Below are 20,366 nucleotides of genomic sequence, written 5' to 3'. Positions count from 1 at the left end.
CATGTCAACTGCCACAGCACCCGTCACGGTGTCGGGCGGACGATCATCAGCACCGGCCGGCACGCCCGGCAAGCCGATCATGTCGCACCGCCAGATCCTCCTCGTCATCTACGGCCTGATGGCCGGCATGTTCCTGTCGTCCCTCGACCAGACGATCGTCGGCACGGCGATCCGCACCATCGGTGACGACCTCCACGGCCTCGACCAGCAGGCCTGGGTCACGACCGCGTACCTCATCGCGTCGACGATCACCACACCGATCTACGGCAAGCTCTCCGACGTCTTCGGCCGTCGCCCGCTCTACATCTTCGGCATCGCGGTCTTCATCCTCGGCTCGCTGCTCTCGACCATGTCGACGTCGATGATCATGCTCGCCGCGTTCCGCGCCTTCCAGGGCATCGGTGCCGGTGCGCTGATGTCGCTGCCGCTCGCGATCATGGGTGACATCCTCGCCCCGCGTGAGCGTGCCAAGTACCAGGGCTACTTCCTCGCGGTCTTCGGCATCTCCTCCGTCATCGGCCCGCTCATCGGTGGTCTCTTCGCCGGTGCGTCGACCATCCTGGGCGTCACCGGATGGCGCTGGGTCTTCCTGATCAACGTCCCGATCGGTGTCGGCGCGCTCCTCATGGTCATCGCGTTCCTGCACCTGCCGAAGTTCGGCGACGCCAAGGCGAAGCCGCGCATCGACTGGTGGGGTGCCACCTCGGTCATCGCGACCCTCGTCCCGCTGCTCCTCGTGGCCGAACAGGGCCGCACCTGGGGCTGGGGCTCGGCCGGCGCGATCGCCTGCTACGTCATCGGTGCCGTCGGCCTCGTCGCCTTCCTGGTCATCGAGACGCTCATGAAGGACGACGCGATCATCCCGCTGAAGCTCTTCCGCTCCAGCGTGTTCTCGATGGCGACGATCCTCGGCTTCCTCGTCGGCTTCGCGATGTTCGGCGCCATGCTGACCATCCCGCTGTACCTGCAGATCGTCACCGGGCTGACCCCGACCGAGTCGGGCTTCGCCACGCTGCCGATGATCGGTGGCCTGATGATCGCGTCGATCGCCTCGGGTCAGATCGTCGCCCGCACCGGCAAGTACCGCCAGTTCCCGATCATCGGCACGGCGCTCGTGTCGCTCGGGTACGTCGTCCTGACGTTCATGACGATCGACAAGCCGCTCTGGTTCCTGATGATCGGCATGTTCCTGATCGGCCTCGGCCTCGGGCAGCTCATGCAGAGCATCACGCTCGCCTCGCAGAACTCGGTCCAGCCGCGCGACATGGGCGTGGCCACGTCGTCGGCGACGTTCTTCCGTCAGATCGGTGGAACGCTCGGCACCGCGGTGCTCCTCTCCGTGCTGTTCTCGATCATGCCGGCGAACATCGTGCACGCCACGGCGGACAAGGGGAACCTGACCACCGCGCTCGACGCGGCGCTCAACCCGACCGTCGCCTCGGCGAAGGCGAACCAGGGCGTGATGGACCAGATCTGGAACCCGATCGTCACCCCGATCAAGCAGCAGGTCGCGTCCGGCCTGGCCGAGGGCACGACGGCGGCGAAGCAGGCGGCCGACCAGGCCGTCACGCAGCAGGTCACCGCAGCCGTGCAGGCGCAGGTCGCGGCGGGCACCGTCCCGGCTGCGGCAGCGCAGACCGTCATCGACCAGCAGGTCGCAGCGGCCACCCCGGCTGCCGAGGCCAGCGCACTCGCGCAGGCCGCCGACAAGGCGCACGCCACGGTGTCCGACGGGGCCCTCGTGGTCGACTGGTCGAACAAGGCCGACCGGACGTACTACGTCGACCAGGTCGTCCCGACGCTCGTCAAGCAGATCGACAAGGGCACCGGCTCCTCGAGCAGCTCCAGCGCCGAGACCAGCGACACGTCGTACCTCAACGGTGCGAACCCGGCGCTGACGCGGCCGTTCATGACCGGGTTCAACGCCTCGGCCGTGACCGTGTACTGGGTCGGCTTCGCGGTCATCCTCCTCGCGTTCGTGCTCAGCTTCTTCTTCAAGGCGCCGCCGCTCCGCAAGAGCTCGGCCCTGCAGGAGCAGGCCGACGCCGACGGGACCGCTGACGACCTCGAGGTCCAGGCAGTCGCCGCCGCGAACACGATGGGCTCGCCGACGGCGCCGTCCACCGGTTCGATCCCCGTCCAGCGTCCCCGGTCGGACGCGTAGCCCACTCGGGGCCTCCCGCACCACTGCGGGAGGCCCCGACCCGCATCAGGAGCACCACGTGAGCACCACCGAAGCGCTGGACACGGCCGTCGACCCGGAGTCGTGCGGCCTGCGGGAGCGCAAGAAGCAGCGCACCCGGCAGTCCCTCCACGAGTCGGCACTCGCACTCGTCACGGAGCGCGGGCTCGCCGGCGTCACCGTCGAGGAGATCTGCGCCGACGCCGGCGTCTCCCCGCGGACGTTCTTCAACTACTTCCCGTCGAAGGGCCACGCCGCGCTCGGGCTGCCCGCGACGGCGATCCCGGCCGAGGCCGCCGCGGTCTTCCTCGCGTCCGACGGCCCCCTCGTCGCTGACCTCTGCCGACTCGTCGCGCACACCGTCGACCTGCCGGCGGACCGGTCCCGGATGAAGGCGCTCGTGCAGGCGCGGCCCGAGATGGTCCCGACGATGCTGCAGTGGATGGCCGAGGCGCGGCTCGCGGTGTACGAGGTCGCGTGCGAGCGCACCGACGCCGACACCGCACGCACCGCGGTGACGCTCGTGATGGCGGCCGTGATCGAGACCGCGCACCGGGTCACTGTCGGCTCGCACGACGAGCTCGCCGAGCGCGTTCGCGGCGTCGTCGCAGAGATGGGACGTCTGGCCGCGTCCTGAGCGGCGGCGGCGCGCAGCCGCGGCGGCCGCCGCGGAGTGGTCGGCGAAAGCGACAGTGGTCGCGCGGGTTCCGCGCGACCACTGTCGCTTTCGCGCACCTGTCGACGCGGCCGGGCACACGGAGGCGTGCGCGGCCACGGACGCGCCACGGGCCGGACGGGAGGCTGGGCACGGGCCCGCCACGAGCCTCCCGTCCGCATTCGGGCCCAGTCATCGGACGGCTGCCGCCCGCGGGGCGCCGAAACGCGACCAAAGAAGTGCTTGACGCGGCAGACATCGGATGTTTTGATGAGTCCGTTCGGTCGACGGCGACCGGACGGGCAGGAGCAACGATGAGTCGCATCACCGGTCTGCGCGTGCGCGACATCCGGTTCCCCACCTCGCGGGAACACGACGGGTCCGACGCGATGAACCCGGCTCCCGACTACTCCGCCGCCTACGTCGAGATCACGACGGACGCCGCCGACGGCCTCACCGGCTCCGCGTTCGTCTTCACGATCGGCCGCGGCAACGAGGTGCAGGAGGCAGCGATCGCCGCCCTCCGCGGGCACGTCGTCGGGCGGGACGCGGAAGCGGTCCTCGCGGACATGGGCGGCATGTGGCGGGCACTGGTGCACGACTCGCAGCTGCGGTGGCTCGGCCCGGAGAAGGGCGTCATGCACATGGCGATCGGCGCCGTGGTGAACGCCCTCTGGGACCTCCGGGCGAAGCGCGCCGGGCAGCCGCTGTGGGCACTGCTGGCGGACATGAGCCCGAGGGAACTCGTCGACCTGGTGGACTTCCGGTACCTCACCGACGCGATCACCCCGGCCGATGCGCTGGCGCTCCTGGAGCAGGCGGTCCCACTCCGGGCCGAGCGACGCCGCACGCTGGAGCAGATCGGCTACCCGGCCTACACGACCACGCCGGGATGGCTCGGGTACGACGACGAGAAGCTCGTGCGCCTCTGCCGCGAGGCCGTCGACGAGGGCTTCACCCAGATCAAGCTCAAGGTCGGCGGCGACGTCGACGAGGACATCCGCCGGATGGGCATCGCCCGCGACGTCGTCGGCCCGGACATCCGGATCGCCATCGACGCGAACCAGCGCTGGGACGTCGACGAGGCGGTGGCCTGGATCGACCGACTGCGCCCGTTCGACGTCGCCTGGGTCGAGGAGCCGACGAGCCCGGACGACGTCCTGGCCCACGCCGAGATCGCCCGCCGGATCGCGCCGATCCCGGTGGCGACGGGGGAGCACATGGCGAACCGCGTCATCGCGAAGCAGCTCATCCAGGCCGAGGCGATGTCGGTCCTGCAGATCGACGCGACCCGGGTCGCCGGGGTCAACGAGAACCTCGCGATCCTGCTGCTCGCCGCGAAGCACGGGGTCCGGGTCTGCCCGCACGCCGGCGGTGTCGGCCTCTGCGAGGCGGTCCAGCACCTCTCGATGTTCGACGCCGTCGCGCTCTCCGGGGCGCTCGACGACCGGTGCATCGAGTACGTCGACCACCTGCACGAGCACTTCGTGACCCCGGTCGACGTGCACGACGGCCGCTACTGGCCGCCGACCGCGCCGGGAGGCGGCACCGAGATGCTCGCCGGTTCCCTCGACACGTTCTCCTACCCCGACGGCCCGGTCTGGGCGACCGACACCGCCGTCGACCCGATGCGCGACGCCGTCCGCGTCGCCTGACGCGAACCACACCCGAACAGACACACCCACGACGAAGTGGAGACACCCATGCAACGACGTTTCATCGCGGGGATCGCGGCAGCAGCTGCCGCGGCCCTCGTGCTCACGGGCTGTTCCGCAGGGAGCAGCGCCAGTGACGGCCAGTCCAAGGACGCCCTCACCTGGGCGATGTGGATCGGCGGGAAGGAGGACAAGGCCGCGTGGCAGAAGGTCGCCGACACCGTCGACACGAAGGACAGCGTCAAGGTCACCATCCAGGGCTCGCCGTTCAACGACTACTGGACGAAGCTCCGCACGCAGCTCTCGACCGGCACCGCGCCCTGCATCGTGAGCATCCAGTCGCTCCGGGCCGCGAACTACACGGACGTCCTCGTCCCGCTCGACGACCTCGCGAAGAAGGCCGACCTCGACCTCAGCGAGTACGACCAGACGGCGCTGACCGGCATGAAGGTGGACGGGAAGCTCTACGGCCTGCCCTACGACACCGGCCCCATGCTCGTCTTCTACAACAAGGACCTGCTGAAGAAGGCGGGCGTGGACGACCCGAAGCCGGGCTGGACGACGGACGAGTTCGAGGCCGCAGCCGCCAAGCTCAAGGCCGCCGGCACCACCGCGTACGGCACGAGCATCGCGGACATCCCGCTCGAGTCGCAGATCCTCGGCTACAACGGCGGCCGGGTGATCACCGAGAGCGGCAAGCTCGACGCCACCGACCCGAAGTTCGCGGACGGCCTCGACTGGCTCGCCGGCCTGGTGAAGAAGGGCTACGCCACGCAGGCCTCGTCCGACTCGTCCGCCGACGGCAACGCCTTCGTCAGCGGTGACGTCGCGATGTACAGCGACGGCCCGTGGTCGCTGATCAGCCAGAAGGCCAAGGTGAAGTTCGACCTCGGCGTCACCACGGTGCCGTCCGGGACCTCCGGAGCGTCGTCGTACGCGGCCGGGTCGGGCTTCGGCGTCTCGAAGCAGTGCAAGTACCCGGACCAGGCGTTCAAGGCCATCGAGACGATGACGAGCGAACCCGTGCTCACCTCGCTCGCGAAGCAGGGTCGCGCCTTCCCGGCACGCACCGCAGCGCAGCAGGCCTGGTACGACAACGCCGGCATCGACGGTGCCGAGGACACGCTGAAGGCAGCGCTCGACAAGGCCACCCCGCTGCCGGGCAACAAGCAGAGCGACCAGCTGAACCAGCTGTTCACGCAGTACGCCCTGCAGGCGGTCAACGGGCAGACGAGCGGCAAGGACACGATGTCCTCGATCTCGAGTCAGCTCGGCTCGCAGTGACCGGCGTCACCACCTGACGGACTGGAGGCTCGGGTCGACCCCGCCCCGAGCCTCCCGTCCGGTTCTCCCCCAGCCCAGGACCGCGCGAACGACGAGGAGGTCGTCGCATGACCACCATCCAGGACCCCGCGACCGAGACGGCGGTGCCCGCCGTCGCGACCGCGGTCGCCGCCGGCGCACCCCGCCGTCGAGGCGGTGGTGACCAGGCGAGCGAGGTCGGACGCCGATCGTGGTGGGGCGCGGCCTTCGCCGGACCACACTCGATCGGACTCGTCGTGTTCACGGCGTTCCCGATCCTGGCGTCGCTCGTCGTCAGCTTCATGAACTGGCCGATGCTCGGCGAGCGCACGTTCGCCGGCTTCTCGAACTACGAGAAGCTCTTCACCGACCCGATCTTCCGCACGGTGACGCTCAACACGGCCGTGTTCGTGGTGCTCTACGTGCCCCTCAACCTCGTCGTGTCGCTCGGGCTCGCCGCCTGGCTGACGCCGAAGATCAAGCACCGGCACGTCTTCCGGGTGCTCTTCTTCATCCCGACCGTGACCCCGATCGTCGCGAACGTCGTCGTCTGGCGGATGCTCTACCAGCCCGGCGGCGCCATCGACGCGACGCTGCAGTCGACCATCGGCGTCCACGCCCCGAACTTCCTCGCCGACGACAAGTGGGCGATGCTCGCGGTCGTCGCGATGAGCGTCTGGCAGGGTTTCGGCTACAACATGCTGATCTTCTCGGCGGCCCTCGACTCGGTGCCGGAGAACCAGCTCGAAGCGGCGGAACTCGACGGGGCGAACGCGTGGCAGATGTTCTGGCGGATCAAGTTCCCGCTCATCTCGCCGTCGATCTTCTTCGCCACGATGATGACCCTGATCACGTCGTTCCAGGTGTTCGTGCAGCCGTTCGTGTTGACGAAGGGCGGACCGGGCACCGCGACGGAGACCCTCGTGCAGTACATCTACAACACGGGCTTCCAGACGCAGCAGCTCGGACTCGCCTCGGCGGGCGCCTGGGTGCTCTTCGTCATCATCCTCGGGATCACGGCCGTCCAGTTCCTCGGGCAGAAGCGGTGGGTGCACTATGAGTGAGCTGACCAGGGTCCGCCCCGCCACCTCGGCGAACCGGACCGTCAACCCGCGGTCACTGCCCCGCCGGACCCGGCAGGTCGGCCGCGTGCGGCACGCCATCGGCTACGTGCTGCTCTGCCTCGTCGCGTTGCTGTTCATCGCGCCGCTGGTCTACATGGTGGCGACGAGCCTCAAGCCCGCGTCGGAGACCTTCACGACCCCGCCGACGCTCTGGGGGTCGTCCTTCGAGTGGTCGAACTACGTGCAGGCGTTCACGTACCTGCCGTTCGCGCGGTTCATCCTGAACGGGGTGTTCGTCGCCGCTGCCGGCACGATCATCAACGTCGCCGTCGCAGCGCTCTCCGGGTACGCGTTCTCACGGCTCCGGTGGCGCGGCCGGAACGCGGTGTTCGTGCTGTTCCTCGCGACGCTGATGATCCCGCAGGACGTCCTCGTCATCCCGATGTACGTGATGATGCAGGGCTTCGGATGGGTGGACACGTTCCAGGCGCTCATCATCCCGTGGGCGTTCACGGCACTCGGCGCGTTCCTGGTCCGGCAGTTCTTCCTCACCGTCCCGCAGGAACTCGACGACGCCGCCCGGGTCGACGGGGCCGGCGCCGTCCGGACCTTCTTCTCGGTGATGCTCCCCCTCGCCCGGCCGACCCTGGCCGTCCTCGCGGTGTTCTCGTTCATCTCCTACTGGAACTCGTTCCTGTGGCCGCTCGTCGTCGTCAACGACGTCGAGGCGCACGGCACCATCCCGCTCGGCCTGCAGCAGTTCTTCGGGCAGCAGGGCAGCGAGTGGAACCTCGTGATGGCCGCGTCGGTGATCTCGATGCTGCCGACCGTCATCCTGCTCGTCTTCCTGCAGAAGCACCTCGTCAAGGGCATCGTCACCTCCGGCCTCGGCGGCCGCTGACCCCCTCCGCTCCTCCTTCCGTCCAGAAAGGGATCTCCCGCATGACCATCACCGCACCTGCAGAGCCGCAGACCGCGACCGACGCGTCCGGACTGCCCGCGTGGTTCACCCACGACCGCTTCGGCATGTTCATCCACTGGGGGCTCTACGCCCTGCCCGCCCGGCACGAGTGGGTGAAGAACCGTGAGCGGATCACGGACGCCGACTACCAGAAGTACTTCGACCACTTCGACCCGGACCTGTTCGACCCGACCGACTGGGCGCGACGGGCCCGCGAGGCCGGCATGAAGTACGCCGTCCTCACCACCAAGCACCACGAGGGCTTCGCGCTCTGGGACTCGGCGCTCACCGACTACAAGGCCACGAACACCCCGTTCGGCCGGGACATCGTGCGCGAGTTCGTCGACGCCTTCCGCGCCGAGGGGATCCGGATCGGCTTCTACCACTCGCTCATCGACTGGCACCACCCGGACTTCACCATCGACGGGGTGCACCCGCGCCGGGACGACGGCGACGCCGCGATCGCCGCGCTCAACGAGGGCCGTGACATGGCGCGGTACCGCGAGTACCTGCACGGGCAGGTGACCGAGCTCCTGACGGACTACGGGCAGATCGACTACCTGTTCTACGACTTCTCGTACCGGGACAACGACCACGAGGACATCTGGGGCGGGAAGGGCTGTGACGACTGGGGGTCGACCGAGCTCATGGCACTGACGAAGCGCCTGCAGCCGGGCATCATCGTCAACGACCGGCTCGACATCCCCGGCGACCTCGTCACCCCCGAGCAGTACCAGCCCGACAAGCCGATGGAGCGTGACGGGGTGCAGGTGCCGTGGGAGGCGTGCCAGACCTTCAACGGGTCGTGGGGCTACGACCGCGACAACCAGGACGTGAAGAGCGTCGACCTGCTCGTCCGGATGCTCACCGACGGGGTGTCGAACAACGGGAACATGCTGCTCAACGTCGGCCCGACCGGCCGCGGCGAGTTCGACCCCGTCGCACGCCGTGCGCTCGCCGGCATCGGCGAGTGGATGCACCAGCACGACCGCTCCGTGTACGGCGCCGGTCCCTCGACCTTCACGGCACCCTCCGGCACCGTCTACACGCAGCGGGGCGACCGGCTGTACCTGCACCTGTACACGTGGCCGTTCGAGCACGTGCACCTGCCCGACCTCGCCGGTCGCGTGGCGTACGCGCAGTTCCTGCACGACGCGTCCGAGCTGCACTTCCGGGAGATCCCGCCGGACACCCGCGCGCAGAACACCGGCCTCGGCGGACAGCCCGCCGGCACCCTGACGCTGACGCTCCCGGTGGTCCGGCCCGACGTGGCGGTGCCCGTCGTCGAGCTCTTCCTCCGCGACTGATGCAGCGGATCCTTTCCCGCACCCGGCTGCGGGCGGGTCGCGAGGGCGCCTACGAACGGGCGCACGCCGCGATCCCGCCCGAGCTCGTCGTGCGGCTCCGCGGTGCCGGCGTGACGAACTGGAGCATCTGGCGCGACGGGCAGGACCTGATCCACCTCATCGAGGTGACGGACTACCGGGCGATGCGCCGCTCCCTGGCGGACGACCCGGTGAACGCCGCCTGGCAGGAGGTCATCAACCCCCTGCTCGAGGCCGACGACGACTACTCCGGGAACGACGACGGGGTGCCGCTCGTGTGGACCCTGTCGGAGCAGACGTCGTGACCGCGCCGTTCGACCTCGACACCGGGCCGTTCTGGTTCGGCGGCGCCGGCATCGGGAACCTGCTCCACCCGGTGACGGACGACGACGCCCGCGCCACCGTCGACGCCGCGTGGGACGTCGGCGTGCGCGGGTTCGACACCGCGCCGCACTACGGACTCGGACGCTCCGAACGCCGGCTCGGAGCGGCGCTCGCCGACCGCCCACGGTCCTCGTACCGGGTGTCCACGAAGGTCGGACGACTGCTCGTGCCGGGCTCCGGCGACGGCACCGACCTCGCCTCCGGCGGGTTCGCGGTACCGAACGACCTGGTGCGGCAGTGGGACCCGTCGCCGTCCGGGGTCCGTCGGTCGCTCGACGAGTCCCTCGAGCGGCTCGGGCTCGACCACGTCGACATCGCGTACCTGCACGACCCGGACGTGTACTCGCTGACGGACGGTCTGACCCAGGCTCTGCCGGCGCTCGCCGCACTCCGGGACGAAGGGGTCGTGCAGGCCGTCGGGGTCGGGTCGAACTCGGTGTCCGCACTGTCGGCTGCCGTGGACACCGGGCTCTGCGACGTGATCATGCTGGCCGGGCGGTACACGCTGCTCGAACAGCCCGCGGCCGAGCTCGTCGCCCGCTGCGCCGCGCTCGGGGTCGACGTCGTCGCGGTCGGCGTCTACAACTCGGGGCTGCTCAGCAACCCGCTGCCCGCGCCGGACACCACGTACGACTACGCCCCGGCGCCGGCATCGGTCCTGGAGCGGGCCCGGGCGCTCGCCGCGGTCTGTTCGCGACACGGGGTCACGCTGCCCGATGCCGCACTGGCCTTCCCACGCCGGGCTCCGGCGGTGCGCACCGTGGCGGTCGGCGCCCAGTCCGCGGCGCAGGTGCGGGAGAACGCGGCGCGTGCTGCCGCGGTCGTCCCCGAGGAGCTGTGGGCCGACCTGCGCGCAGAGGGGCTGCTCCCCGCCTGAGGGCGACGGGCCCCGCTGCGGCCGGGCCGCTCCGTCGCGCGTCTGGTGTCAGACGTCCCCGCACAACGGAAAGCGGCTCGCGCCACGGAGAACCGTGGTGCGAGCCGCTTCCGATGGTGCGGCGCCGATCGGCACCGCTGCCGCTGCCGCTGGGGTCAGCGGCGCGAGGCGCTCCGACCGGCGAAGCGCGTGTAGATGAAGAGCACGATGACCGCGCCGATCACCGAACCGATGATGCCCGCCGGCTGGAAGAAGCCGTCCATCGGGTCGTGCTGGAAGATCAGGAACCCGAGGAACCCGCCGACGAACGAGCCGACGATGCCGAGCACGATGGTCATGAGGATCGAGATGTGCTGCTTCCCCGGGATGATCAGGCGCGCGAGCGCACCGGCGATCAGTCCGATGATGATCAAGCTGATGATGAGACCGAGCACGGTGTCCTCCTGGTGGAACGAACGAATCGGCACCGGCGGGTTCGCCGGTGCCGAGGTCAGCCACTGAGTGAACACGTGATCAACTGCACGCGGCCACATGTGCGCAGAACGGATCAGTCCAGGGAACGCCGCAACCAGCGCTCGACACCCTCGACGTGCGCCACGACGAGGGCCTGCACGAGCTGGGGGTCGCGGCGACGGATCGCGTCCACGATGGCGGCATGCTCGTCGAGGGTCCGCTGGACGGAGCCGTTCTGGGTGAGGCCGCGCCACACCCGCACCCGGACGGTCTTGCTCGACAGGGCGTCGAGGAGCCCCGAGAGGTACTGGTTCCCGCCGATGCCGGCGATCGTGGAGTGGAAGAGCAGGTCGTGGGCGACGAGGTCCTCGACGCCGGTGTCGTCGTCGACGGTCGCCATCAGCGTCGCGAGCTCGTCGATCTGCTGCTCCGTCGCGCGGGCGGTGGCGAGCACGGCGGAGGCGGGCTCCAGGATGCGCCGGACCTCGAGCAGGTCGACGAGGGAGCGGTCGTGGTGCATGTCGACGACGAAGGAGACCGCTTCGAGGAGGACCGAGGGCTCGAGGCTCGTCACGTACGTCCCGTCCCCGCGGCGGACGTCGAGCACGCGGATCAGCTCGAGTGCCTTCACCGCTTCGCGGAGGCTGTTCCGGGACAGCCCGAGGGACTCGCTCAGCTCCTTCTCCGGCGGCAGGCGCTGCCCGGGAGCGAGCTCGCCGGAGACGATCATCTGCTGGATGCGCGCGATCGCGTCGTCGGTCAGCGAAGCCATGCGGTGCCCTCTTCCTGAGCCGGTTGGGACGGGACCTCCCGACGATACCCGGGCCGAGCCTCCCGACCGATGCGGCGGCGCCGCGAACCGGCCATCAGGCGGGCCGGAGCCGGAGTGCCTGCATCCCGCCGTCGACGGCCAGGTCGACGCCCGTCGTCGAACGGGCGAGTGGGCTCGTCAGGTACGCGACGGCTTCGGCGACCTCCTCCGGCGCGACGAGCCGACCGTGGGGCTGGCGCGCTTCGAGCGCCGCGCGTTCGGCCGCCGGGTCCCCGGCGGTGGCGAGCAGCCGCGCGACCCACGGGGTGTCCGCGGTGCCCGGGTTCACGGCGTTGACGCGGATGCCCTCACGGATGTGGTCGGCCGCCATCGCCCGGGTGAGCGCCGCGATGGCGCCCTTCGTCGCGGAGTAGAGCGCCCGCTGGGGGAGCCCCGCGGTCGCAGCGATCGAGCACGTGTTGACGATGCTCGCGTTGCTCGATCCGCGGAGGTGGGGGAGTGCGGCGCGGGAGAGCCGGACGGCGCCGAGCACGTTGACCTCGTACACGCGCCGCCACTCGTCGTCGGGGTTGTCCTCGACCGTGCCCTGGGCGCCGATGCCGGCGTTGTTGACGAGCACGTCGAGCCCACCGAGGGCCTCGACGGCGCTGGCGACCGCGGTGCGGACGCTCTCGTCGTCCCCGACGTCGCACGGGACGGCGATCGTGCCGTCGGTGACGCCGGACGTCTGCAGGTCGAGTACCGCCACCGTCGCCCCGCGCTCCCGGAGTGCCGCGGTGATCGCCGCGCCGATCCCGGAGGCGCCGCCCGTGACGATCGCCCGGAGACCGGCGTGCGTGCCGGGCATCAGGCTGCCCCGACCGTCTGGCGCTGCGATCCGAGGCCCTCCGCCGTCAGCTCGACGACGTCGCCCGGCTGCAGGTACGGGGCGTTGCCGGCGAGCGCGACGCCCGCCGGGGTGCCCGTGCTGATCACGTCGCCCGGGTAGAGCACCATGAACTGGGACAGGTACCGGACGATCTCCGCCGGTCGGAAGATCATGTCGGCGGTCGTGCCGTCCTGCCGGACCTCGCCGTTCACGCTGAGGCGCAACGGGAGCGCCGCGGGGTCGACCTCGTCCGGGGTCACGAGCCACGGGCCGAGCGGGTTGAAGGTCTCGCAGGACTTGCCCTTGTCCCACTGCCCGCCCCGCTCCAGCTGGAACTCCCGCTCGGAGACGTCGTTCGCGATGGCGTAGCCGGCGATGTGGGTCGCGGCCTCGTCCTCGGACTCGCAGTACTTCGCGACCGATCCGATCACGACGGCGAGCTCGATCTCCCAGTCGGTCTTCGTGCTCGCGCGGGGGACGAGCACCTCGTCGTCCGGGCCGATCACCGTCATCGGGTCCTTCATGAACACGATGGGCTCTGTGGGGATCTCCGCGCCGGTCTCGGCCGCGTGGTCGCGGTAGTTCAGGCCGATGCAGACGACCTTGCCGGGGCGGGCCACGGGTGCGCCGCGGCGCAGGGCGTCGGCGTCCGGGACGGGCTTGAGGTCGCCGGCTTCACGGGCGTGCCGGACGCGGCCGACGGGGTCCGATGCGAGGAACGCCCCGCTGATGTCCGTGGTGATCGGGCGGAGGTCCCATGCCTGCCCGTCGGTGTCGAGGGCCACGGGGACCTCGCGTCCCAGGGGGCCGAGTCGTGCGAACTTCATCGTTCCTCGCTCTCTCCGCTGCGCCGGTGCAGCGGAAACATCCTATGTCTGGGGCTGGTCTTCGGCAAGGTAGACGCGTGCCGCGGTCCGGTGGAACACGGCGTCGCGCTCGTCGTCGCTGAGGTCCACGAGCGCGTGCTGCGTCGTGTGCACGACGGTGGCGTAGTCCGCCGCGAGCGTGGAGACGGGCCAGTCGGAGCCGAACATCGCGCGGTCGGGGCCGAAGGCCTCGACGGCCTCGCGGGCGTACCGGGCGACGGGGCGCTGCCGCCAGTCGGCGCCGGCCTCGGTGAGCAGGCCGGACACCTTGCACGACACGTTCGGCCGCGCGGCGAGGTCCTGCATGCGGGCCCGCCAGGCGATGCGCACGGTCGGGTCGTCGGGATCGTCCGCGATGGCGGGCTTGCCGGCGTGGTCCAGCACGAAGGTCCCGTCGGGCACGGCGTCGACGAGGGCGATCGCGGCGGCGTGCTCCCGCGCGCCACGGACGAGCAGGTCGAACACGAACCCAGCATCGGCGACGGCCCGGACCCCGCGGACCACGTCGGGCCGGGCGAGCCAGTCCGGGTCGGGTTCGTCCTGCGCCTGGTGCCGGATGCCCACCAGTCGCGGGTGCTGCCGGAGCGCGGCGAGCCGGTCGGCCACGTCCTGGGCGGTCAGGTCCACCCACCCGACGACGCCGGCGACGGGAGCAGGCTGGGCGAGGAGCCACGTGGTCTCGCCGGGGTCGTGCACGGCCTGGACGACGATCGTGGCGGTGATGCCGTCGCCGGGGCTGCTGCCTGCGCCGCCGTCGCGGGGGCTGCTGCTGGCGCCGCCGTCGCGGGGGCTGCTGCTGGCGCCGCCGTCGCGGGGGCTGCTGCCTGCGACGTCCCCGGTCGCCCAGGCCACCGCCCGGGTCGCCGGCCCGCTCGCCGCGCGCAGGTCGTCCAGGTCGAACCGCCGCCGGAGCGGGGCGACCGAGTCGTCCATCCAGGGGTACGGCCGGTCGGCGGGATCCCAGAGGTGGTGGTGAGCGTCGATGATCACGCGGCCATCATGCCCGATTCATCCGATGTCCGTGGGTCGGAGCGTGGCGGCTCGCTCCGAGGCGGGCCCAGGCGACGAAAGCGACACCGTGCAGCCAGATGCGCCGCGCATTCGGCGGGGAGGTGTCGCTCGTGGACCGGTCGAGCGTCGGGCGCGACAACGGGTACACGAAAGCGACAGTGGAGCCGCCGTTTCCGGCGGACCACTGTCGCTTTCGGGGAGTACTGCGCTCAGACCGCGCCGGCGAGCTCCAGCTCCGCCTGCAGCTCGGCGTCCGAGGGCTCCACGAAGTGCTTCCCGTTCGGCAGCACGACGACGGGGATGTTCTTCCGCCCGCTGATCGCCTCCGCCCGGGACGCCCCCGAGGCCTCCACCTCGACGTCGACGTACGTGTACGCCACGCCGAGCTTGTCGAGCAGCGCCTTGGAACGCCGGCAGTCGCGGCACCAGTCCGCGCCGAACATGGTCACCTGGTCGAAGGTCTCGTCGGTCATGGTGTCCACTACAACAGACCGACGTCGGACATTCCCGTGAGCAGTCGCCCGGTCGCCGCGGCACGATGGGCGCATGGCCCTGACCAGCGACGCACCCGTGGACCACCCGCACCACCGGCACGGCTGGTGGTGGAAGACGCTCGTCGTCGGCTTCGTGCTCTGGGTCGTGACGATCGTGGTCACGGTGTTCACGAGCAACACCAACCTGGTGCCGACGATCATCCTGCTCGGCAGCTTCCTCGTCCCCTTCACCGTCGTCCTGTTCGTGATCGAGCGGGTGACCGGCACGGTGAGCACGATGCAGCTCGTCACGGCGTTCTTCGTCGGCGGGATCCTCGGCGTGCTCGGGGCGTCCCTGCTCGAGTCGAACCTGCGCCAGGGCGCGGCGCTCTACCTGCTGGTCGGCTTCGTCGAGGAGTTCGTCAAGGGCGTGCTGCTCGTGGTCGTCGGCTGGCGGGTGCGCCCGAAGACCGCGAGACAGGGGGCGCTCCTCGGCGCGACGGTCGGTGCGGGCTTCGCCGCGTTCGAGTCCGCCGGCTACGCGTTCAACGCCGCGATCACGTCGCGTGGCATCGACCTGGTGTCGCTGCTGCAGACCGAGGTCCTCCGCGCGATCCTGTCGCCGGTGGGGCATGTGCTCTGGACGGCGATCCTCGGCGCCGTGCTGTTCGGCGTCGCACACGGCCGTCCCCGGTTCCGGTGGACGTGGACCGTGCTGGTCACGTACGTCGTCGTCTCGCTGCTGCACGGGCTGTACGACTCGAACTCGACCATCTCCACGGTGCTGGCGTTCGTGCTGACGGGGACGCCGCTCTCCGCCGCGCAGAACGGGACGGTGCCGATGGCGATCGCCGGACTCGCGACGACGCTCTACCTGGTCGGGCTCGCGATCGTGTCGGCGATCGGCGTCGCGGTGCTGATCGGCGTGCAGGTGCACTTCCGGAACCGTGCCCGCCGGGCGACAGCAGCGGTTCCCGTGGGAGCGACCGGCTGGGACGACGCACCGCCGCCCCACGCACTGCGCTGACCGCCGCACGCCGCACGCCGCACGGCAGGCGCCGCACGCTGACCGCCGCACGCCGAGATGCCCGAGCGCGCGGCCCTACGCTGAGACCATGCCCCCAGGACCCGACGCAACCACGCGAGCCTGGGCATCGGCGGCCGTCCGGCACTTCGCCAGGACCACGAACCTGCTCGTCGCGGCCCGTCGGTTCCGGATCATCGGCGGTGACCCCCGCGACGCGGCCGTCCTCCGCGCGCTGCTCACCGGCCTCGGCGCGCGCGAGACAACCGAACACGACCACGACCACGACCACGCCGACCAGCTCTGGTGCCTCGGCACCCCGGAGGAGAGCACCCCGGCGATCGAACACGAGGCCGACCGCCCCCGCGGCAGCACCCTCGTCGTCATCGACGCCGGCCGACACCTCCCCGCGGTCGACGAGGACGCCTTCGGCCCCGTCGCGCCGGCACGGCCGGGCGTCCTCGGCGTCCCGATGCTGTCCGACGACGTGTTCCTCGTCTCGACGGGCCGCGACCCGGAGGACGACTCGGCAGCCGATGCGCGCCTCCGCTGGGCTCGCCGCTCGATGCCGGTCTCCCGCGCGGTGGGCGCCGAACTCCGCGACGGCGGGCTGCTCCGCGGCACCCGCATCGGCGTCGCGATGGTCCTCGAGCCGAAGACCGCCGTCCTGAGCCTGCTCCTCCGCGACGCCGGCGCCGACGTCGTCGTCTACGCCCACGCCGACGAGACCGACGACGCCGTCGCGGAGGCGCTGCGGACCACCGGGATGACCGTGCACGCGAGCAGCACCGCGACGCTCGCGCAGCAGAAGGACCTGGCGCTCGCGATGCTCGACACGCGGCCGCACGTGCTCCTCGACGACGGCTCGCACCTGATCCGGCTCGCGCACCAGGAACGGCCCGACCTGCTCGGGGCGATGCTCGGCGCAGCGGAGGAGACGACGAGCGGCCTCCGTCCCCTGCGGGTGCTTGCCGAGCGCGGGCAGCTCGGCATCCCGGTGATCGCCGTGAACGACGCCCGCACGAAGACGTTCTTCGACAACCGGTACGGCACCGGGCAGTCGACGGTCTTCGCGGTGCTCGACCTGGTCGACCGGCTCACGTCCGCCACTCCTCACCCAGCGCTGACGGGAGGCTCGGCTGTCGTCGCCGGGTTCGGGCACGTCGGCGAGGGGGTCGCCCTGGTGCTCCGCGCGCTCGGCTTCCGGGTCACGGTCACCGAGACCGACCCCGTCCGTGCGCTGCAGGCGCAGTTCGCCGGGTACGCCGTCGCACCGCTCGTCGACGCCGTCCGTGACGCCGACCTGGTGATGAGCGCAACGGGCGTCCGCGACACGATCACCGTCGAGGCGCTGCGGGCCTGCGCTCCCGACGCCGTCGTCGCGGTCGCCGGCGGGGTCGACCAGGAGATCGCGATCGACGACGCGCTCGCCGCCGGTGCCACCCGGACGACGGTGGGGCCGAAGGCCGAGCGGTTCACGTTCCCGGGCGGCGAGCACGGGGTCCTCGTGCTCGACGACGGCGGGTGCATCAACATCACCGCGGCCGAGGGCAACCCGATCGAGATCATGGACCTGTCGTTCGCCGTGCAGCTCGGGGCCGTCCGGATGCTGCTCGAGCACGGTGACGAGCTGCCGCGCGCCGTCGTGCCGATCGACCCGGAGGTGGACGAGGCGACCGCCCGCGTGGCGCTGGCCGCGTTCGGGAGCCGAGCCGAGCCTCCCGTCGGCCCTGCTGAGCAGCCTGCGGAACGCGAGCCCGACGTCCGGACCCGCCGATTCGGGGACCCGTCGTGAGCGACCACCCGACGACCGTGCACTCGGCGCGCATCGTCGTCCCGATGACCGCGCCGCCGATCGCGGACGGTGCCGTCGCCGTGCGCGACGGGCGGATCCTGCACGTCGGCGAGCGCTCCTGGGTCGTGGACCAGCTCGACGGCACGCCGTTCACCGAGCGACGCTGGCGCGGGGCGCTGCTGCCCGGCCTGGTCAACGCGCACTCGCACCTGCAGTACACCGGCATGGCCAGTGTCGGCCGAGGCCAGTACGACGGATTCGAGGACTGGGCGGCCGCCTTCAACGAGGAGTACGCCGAACCGCACGACTGGCGGGCCGAAGCCGCCGAGGGGGCCGCGCAGTCGATCGCCGCGGGCGTGACGAGCATCGCCGACATCGTCACCGACATCGAGGCGGCGACCGCACTCGAGACGCACGGCCTCGGCGGCATCGCCTACTGGGAGGTGATGGACTGGGAGAACGCGGCCTGGCAGGAGCACGGCCGCGACCAGGTCCTCGACGAGCTCGCGCGCATCCCCACCACCCCGGGTGCCGGTCTCTCGCCGCACGCGCCGTACTCACTCGACGTCGCGCCGCTCCTGGAACTGCCCGACATCGTCCGGCAACGCGGACTGCGGCTGCACCTGCACCTCGGCGAAGCAGCCTTCGAGGGGGAACGGCTGGCCACCTCGCTCGAGCACGGCACCGACTGGCACCTGGCGAACGTGCCCTCGTTCCGGGCGATGCGTGCGCTCGGGTTCGGCGCGAGCGCGACCTCGTTCGTGGACCGGCTGGGGGTCCTCGGGCCGGACTGCCACATCGCGCACGGGGTCTACATGACCGCGGCGGACCGGGCGCTGCTCCGGGCGCGCGGCACCGCCGTCGCCCTCTGCCCGCGGTCGAACGCCGTGATCGGGCTCGACCCGCCGCCGGTCGCGGACTACCTCCGCGAGGGCAGTCCCATCGCGATCGGCACCGACTCGCTGTCGTCGTCGCCGTCGCTCGACCTGATGGCGGACGTCACCGCGCTGCACCGGATCGCCCGGGCACAGGGGTACGGCGACCGTGACCTGCACGAGCGGTTGCTCGCCGCGGCGACGCTCGGCGGAGCGCACGCGATGGGACTTGCGGTCGGGACGGACCGGATCGGACACCTGGCCGTCGGGGCGCGCGCCGATCTCGCCGTGTTCGACGTCGATGCCCGGACGGTGCCCGACGCACTCGCCGAACTCGTCGAGGACGGCGCTGGACGGGCTGCCGCGACGGTCATCCGCGGCACGGTGCGGGCGCTCGACGGTGGGTCGGAGGGTCTGGGCGCGGGATGATGGTCCGATGAACGATCAGGTGGCACGACGAACGGTCGACGGCGAGCTCATCGAGTGGCTCGACGTCCCGCGCCGGGCAGCGGCACTCGGCATGGAACCGCACCCCGAGGGCGGCTGGTACGTCCGGACGTGGACCTCGCCGGCCACGGTCACGACGGCGGCGGGCGAGCGGCCGGCCGCGACGCTCATCCACTTCCTGCTGCCGCCGGGCGAAGCGTCCGCGTGGCACCGGGTGACGAGCGACGAGATCTGGATGTGGCACGGGCCGGACTCGGTCGTGCTCGAGCTCGGCGGCGACGGCGACCAGCCAGAGCCGGGGCAGCAGATCACCCTCGGACCCGACGCCGGCCGCGACCGGGTGAACGACGCCCAGGCGTTCGTCCGCGGGGGCGTGTGGCAGCGGACGCTGCCCGGGGACGGCGAGGTGCTCGTGAGCTGCCTGGTGTCGCCGGGCTTCTCGTTCGAGGACTTCTCCCTGGCCTGAGGCGCACCGTGACGCCCTGGTCGCGGTGGTGTACCAGTTCCCCGTACGATTCTCCCTGCCCCCTCGACCCCCTCACGAAGGCCCGACCGTGACCCGTACCCTGCGTCTCTCCCTCGCCGTCGCGACCGCCGCCGTCGCCGCGCTCGCCCTGTCCTCCTGCGCCTCGGGGAGCGGTGACAGCGCCGACGGCACGGTGACCGACGGCAAGCTCACGATCGCGACCGGGCAGCCGGCGTACTCGCCCTGGGTCGAGGACAACAAGCCGCAGTCCGGCAAGGGCTTCGAGTCCGCGGTGGCCTACGCCGTCGCGAAGGAGATGGGCTACGACAAGTCCGACGTGGTCTGGAAGCGCAGCACGTTCGACAGCGCGATCGCCCCCGGGCCGAAGGACTGGGACCTCAACGTCCAGCAGTTCTCGATCGACGCCAAGCGCAAGAAGGCCGTCGACATGTCCTCGCCGTACTACACGACCACGCAGGCCGTCGTGACGACGACGAAGTCGGACGCGGCGGACGACACCACCGTCGCCGCGCTCAAGAAGGACGCCATCGGTGTGGCGACCGGCTCGACCAGCATCGCGAGCGTGAAGAACACGCTCGGGGTGACCCCGCAGGTCTTCAACTCGAACGACGACGCCGTCCTCGCCCTGAAGTCCGGTCAGATCGACGCCATCGTCACCGACCTGCCCACGGCGTTCTACATGGCCGCCTCGCAGCTCGACGACGGCACCGTCTCCGCACAGTTCCCGGCCGACGGCAAGGGCGACCAGTTCGGCTTCGTGCTCCCGAAGGACTCGGAACTCACGAGCAAGGTCGACAAGGCCCTGAAGACGCTCGACGACGACGGCACGCTGCAGGACCTGCAGACGAAGTGGCTGTCGTCGGAGACGAACACCCCGGTCCTGCAGTAGC

General features: G+C 71.0%; 20 protein-coding genes. 14 read left to right on the top strand and 6 right to left on the bottom strand.

What is annotated here, in order from left to right:
* Nucleotide 1: 1 nt before the first annotated feature.
* The 9 genes from EDF55_RS17520 to EDF55_RS17480 all read left to right on the top strand — a co-directional run bounded on the left by EDF55_RS17520 (nt 2) and on the right by EDF55_RS17480 (nt 10,405).
* A complete protein-coding gene (locus EDF55_RS17520) occupies nt 2-2,164 on the top strand; it encodes an MDR family MFS transporter (RefSeq protein WP_185017516.1) in 2,163 nt (720 codons plus the stop codon).
* Nucleotides 2,165-2,222: 58 nt separating this feature from the next.
* Complete coding sequence (locus EDF55_RS17515) at nt 2,223-2,819, top strand: TetR/AcrR family transcriptional regulator (RefSeq protein WP_243698212.1); 597 nt, start codon at nt 2,223-2,225, stop codon at nt 2,817-2,819.
* A 332-nt stretch (nt 2,820-3,151) separates the two neighbouring features.
* Nucleotides 3,152-4,492 carry an enolase C-terminal domain-like protein gene (locus tag EDF55_RS17510; RefSeq protein WP_123656266.1) on the top strand — a complete coding sequence of 447 codons (1,341 nt, stop codon included), beginning with the start codon at nt 3,152-3,154 and terminating at the stop codon, nt 4,490-4,492.
* A gap of 48 nt (nt 4,493-4,540) precedes the next feature.
* Entirely contained in the window at nt 4,541-5,776 is a 1,236-nt protein-coding gene (locus tag EDF55_RS17505; protein ID WP_243698213.1) for a sugar ABC transporter substrate-binding protein, read from the top strand.
* 107 nt (nt 5,777-5,883) lie between these two features.
* Entirely contained in the window at nt 5,884-6,858 is a 975-nt protein-coding gene (locus EDF55_RS17500) for a carbohydrate ABC transporter permease (protein WP_185017514.1), read from the top strand.
* A complete protein-coding gene (locus EDF55_RS17495; protein ID WP_123656264.1) occupies nt 6,851-7,759 on the top strand; it encodes a carbohydrate ABC transporter permease in 909 nt (302 codons plus the stop codon). The genes EDF55_RS17500 and EDF55_RS17495 overlap by 8 nt, the downstream gene beginning before the upstream one ends.
* Before the next feature lie 41 nt (nt 7,760-7,800).
* Nucleotides 7,801-9,126: an alpha-L-fucosidase gene (locus tag EDF55_RS17490; RefSeq protein WP_123656263.1), complete on the top strand. Its 1,326-nt coding sequence runs from the start codon at nt 7,801-7,803 to the stop codon at nt 9,124-9,126.
* Nucleotides 9,126-9,449 (top strand): L-rhamnose mutarotase, encoded by a 324-nt coding sequence (locus EDF55_RS17485; RefSeq protein WP_123656262.1) that lies wholly within the window; start codon nt 9,126-9,128, stop codon nt 9,447-9,449. The genes EDF55_RS17490 and EDF55_RS17485 overlap by 1 nt, the downstream gene beginning before the upstream one ends.
* The gene (locus tag EDF55_RS17480; protein WP_123656261.1) at nt 9,446-10,405 is read left to right on the top strand and encodes an aldo/keto reductase; all 960 of its coding nucleotides are present in this window, start codon (nt 9,446-9,448) and stop codon (nt 10,403-10,405) included. Before EDF55_RS17485 ends, EDF55_RS17480 begins: the two co-directional genes overlap by 4 nt.
* Nucleotides 10,406-10,560: 155 nt before the next feature.
* Here EDF55_RS17480 and EDF55_RS17475 read toward each other — a convergent pair whose 3' ends face one another.
* The 6 genes from EDF55_RS17475 to EDF55_RS17450 all read right to left on the bottom strand — a co-directional run bounded on the left by EDF55_RS17475 (nt 10,561) and on the right by EDF55_RS17450 (nt 14,848).
* Nucleotides 10,561-10,839: a GlsB/YeaQ/YmgE family stress response membrane protein gene (locus EDF55_RS17475; protein WP_123656377.1), complete on the bottom strand. Its 279-nt coding sequence runs from the start codon at nt 10,837-10,839 to the stop codon at nt 10,561-10,563.
* Nucleotides 10,840-10,952: 113 nt separating this feature from the next.
* A complete protein-coding gene (locus EDF55_RS17470) occupies nt 10,953-11,630 on the bottom strand; it encodes a FadR/GntR family transcriptional regulator (RefSeq protein ID WP_123656260.1) in 678 nt (225 codons plus the stop codon).
* A gap of 94 nt (nt 11,631-11,724) precedes the next feature.
* A complete protein-coding gene (locus EDF55_RS17465; protein ID WP_123656259.1) occupies nt 11,725-12,477 on the bottom strand; it encodes an SDR family NAD(P)-dependent oxidoreductase in 753 nt (250 codons plus the stop codon).
* Nucleotides 12,477-13,325, bottom strand: a complete 849-nt coding sequence (locus tag EDF55_RS17460) for a fumarylacetoacetate hydrolase family protein (RefSeq protein WP_123656258.1) — start codon at nt 13,323-13,325, stop codon at nt 12,477-12,479. The genes EDF55_RS17465 and EDF55_RS17460 overlap by 1 nt, the downstream gene beginning before the upstream one ends.
* 42 nt (nt 13,326-13,367) lie before the next feature.
* Nucleotides 13,368-14,354 (bottom strand): amidohydrolase, encoded by a 987-nt coding sequence (locus tag EDF55_RS17455; RefSeq protein ID WP_221180781.1) that lies wholly within the window; start codon nt 14,352-14,354, stop codon nt 13,368-13,370.
* A gap of 230 nt (nt 14,355-14,584) precedes the next feature.
* Complete coding sequence (locus tag EDF55_RS17450; RefSeq protein WP_123656257.1) at nt 14,585-14,848, bottom strand: glutaredoxin domain-containing protein; 264 nt, start codon at nt 14,846-14,848, stop codon at nt 14,585-14,587.
* A gap of 73 nt (nt 14,849-14,921) precedes the next feature.
* On the opposite strand from EDF55_RS17450, the gene EDF55_RS17445 reads away from it, so the two are divergent.
* The 5 genes from EDF55_RS17445 (at nt 14,922) to EDF55_RS17425 (ending at nt 20,365) form a co-directional block, all read left to right on the top strand.
* Nucleotides 14,922-15,875: a PrsW family intramembrane metalloprotease gene (locus EDF55_RS17445; RefSeq protein ID WP_123656256.1), complete on the top strand. Its 954-nt coding sequence runs from the start codon at nt 14,922-14,924 to the stop codon at nt 15,873-15,875.
* An 88-nt stretch (nt 15,876-15,963) separates the two neighbouring features.
* Entirely contained in the window at nt 15,964-17,667 is a 1,704-nt protein-coding gene (locus tag EDF55_RS17440; protein WP_123656255.1) for an adenosylhomocysteinase, read from the top strand.
* Nucleotides 17,664-18,971 carry an amidohydrolase family protein gene (locus EDF55_RS17435; protein WP_311316790.1) on the top strand — a complete coding sequence of 436 codons (1,308 nt, stop codon included), beginning with the start codon at nt 17,664-17,666 and terminating at the stop codon, nt 18,969-18,971. The genes EDF55_RS17440 and EDF55_RS17435 overlap by 4 nt, the downstream gene beginning before the upstream one ends.
* A gap of 7 nt (nt 18,972-18,978) precedes the next feature.
* On the top strand, nt 18,979-19,455 hold the full coding sequence (locus EDF55_RS17430) for a cupin domain-containing protein (RefSeq protein WP_123656254.1): 477 nt from the start codon (nt 18,979-18,981) through the stop codon (nt 19,453-19,455).
* 88 nt (nt 19,456-19,543) lie between these two features.
* Nucleotides 19,544-20,365, top strand: a complete 822-nt coding sequence (locus EDF55_RS17425; protein WP_123656253.1) for an ABC transporter substrate-binding protein — start codon at nt 19,544-19,546, stop codon at nt 20,363-20,365.
* Nucleotide 20,366: the final 1 nt, after the last annotated feature.

The organism is Curtobacterium sp. ZW137 (genome assembly GCF_003762905.1).
Classification (GTDB): domain Bacteria; phylum Actinomycetota; class Actinomycetes; order Actinomycetales; family Microbacteriaceae; genus Curtobacterium.
The sequence above is the reverse complement of the archived record's forward strand: the minus strand, read 5'-3'. Positions and strand labels throughout refer to the sequence as shown.

Excerpts from the sequence above, each read along its gene's own strand:
- EDF55_RS17520 (WP_185017516.1), top strand. The coding sequence starts at position 2 with ATGTCAACTGCCACAGCACCCGTCACGGTGTCGGGCGGACGATCATCA.
- EDF55_RS17510 (WP_123656266.1), top strand. The coding sequence starts at position 3,152 with ATGAGTCGCATCACCGGTCTGCGCGTGCGCGACATCCGGTTCCCCACC.
- EDF55_RS17505 (WP_243698213.1), top strand. The coding sequence starts at position 4,541 with ATGCAACGACGTTTCATCGCGGGGATCGCGGCAGCAGCTGCCGCGGCC.
- EDF55_RS17500 (WP_185017514.1), top strand. The coding sequence starts at position 5,884 with ATGACCACCATCCAGGACCCCGCGACCGAGACGGCGGTGCCCGCCGTC.
- EDF55_RS17495 (WP_123656264.1), top strand. The coding sequence starts at position 6,851 with ATGAGTGAGCTGACCAGGGTCCGCCCCGCCACCTCGGCGAACCGGACC.
- EDF55_RS17490 (WP_123656263.1), top strand. The coding sequence starts at position 7,801 with ATGACCATCACCGCACCTGCAGAGCCGCAGACCGCGACCGACGCGTCC.
- EDF55_RS17485 (WP_123656262.1), top strand. The coding sequence starts at position 9,126 with ATGCAGCGGATCCTTTCCCGCACCCGGCTGCGGGCGGGTCGCGAGGGC.
- EDF55_RS17470 (WP_123656260.1), bottom strand. The coding sequence starts at position 11,630 with ATGGCTTCGCTGACCGACGACGCGATCGCGCGCATCCAGCAGATGATC.
- EDF55_RS17465 (WP_123656259.1), bottom strand. The coding sequence starts at position 12,477 with ATGCCCGGCACGCACGCCGGTCTCCGGGCGATCGTCACGGGCGGCGCC.
- EDF55_RS17460 (WP_123656258.1), bottom strand. The coding sequence starts at position 13,325 with ATGAAGTTCGCACGACTCGGCCCCCTGGGACGCGAGGTCCCCGTGGCC.
- EDF55_RS17450 (WP_123656257.1), bottom strand. The coding sequence starts at position 14,848 with ATGACCGACGAGACCTTCGACCAGGTGACCATGTTCGGCGCGGACTGG.
- EDF55_RS17445 (WP_123656256.1), top strand. The coding sequence starts at position 14,922 with ATGGCCCTGACCAGCGACGCACCCGTGGACCACCCGCACCACCGGCAC.
- EDF55_RS17440 (WP_123656255.1), top strand. The coding sequence starts at position 15,964 with ATGCCCCCAGGACCCGACGCAACCACGCGAGCCTGGGCATCGGCGGCC.
- EDF55_RS17430 (WP_123656254.1), top strand. The coding sequence starts at position 18,979 with ATGAACGATCAGGTGGCACGACGAACGGTCGACGGCGAGCTCATCGAG.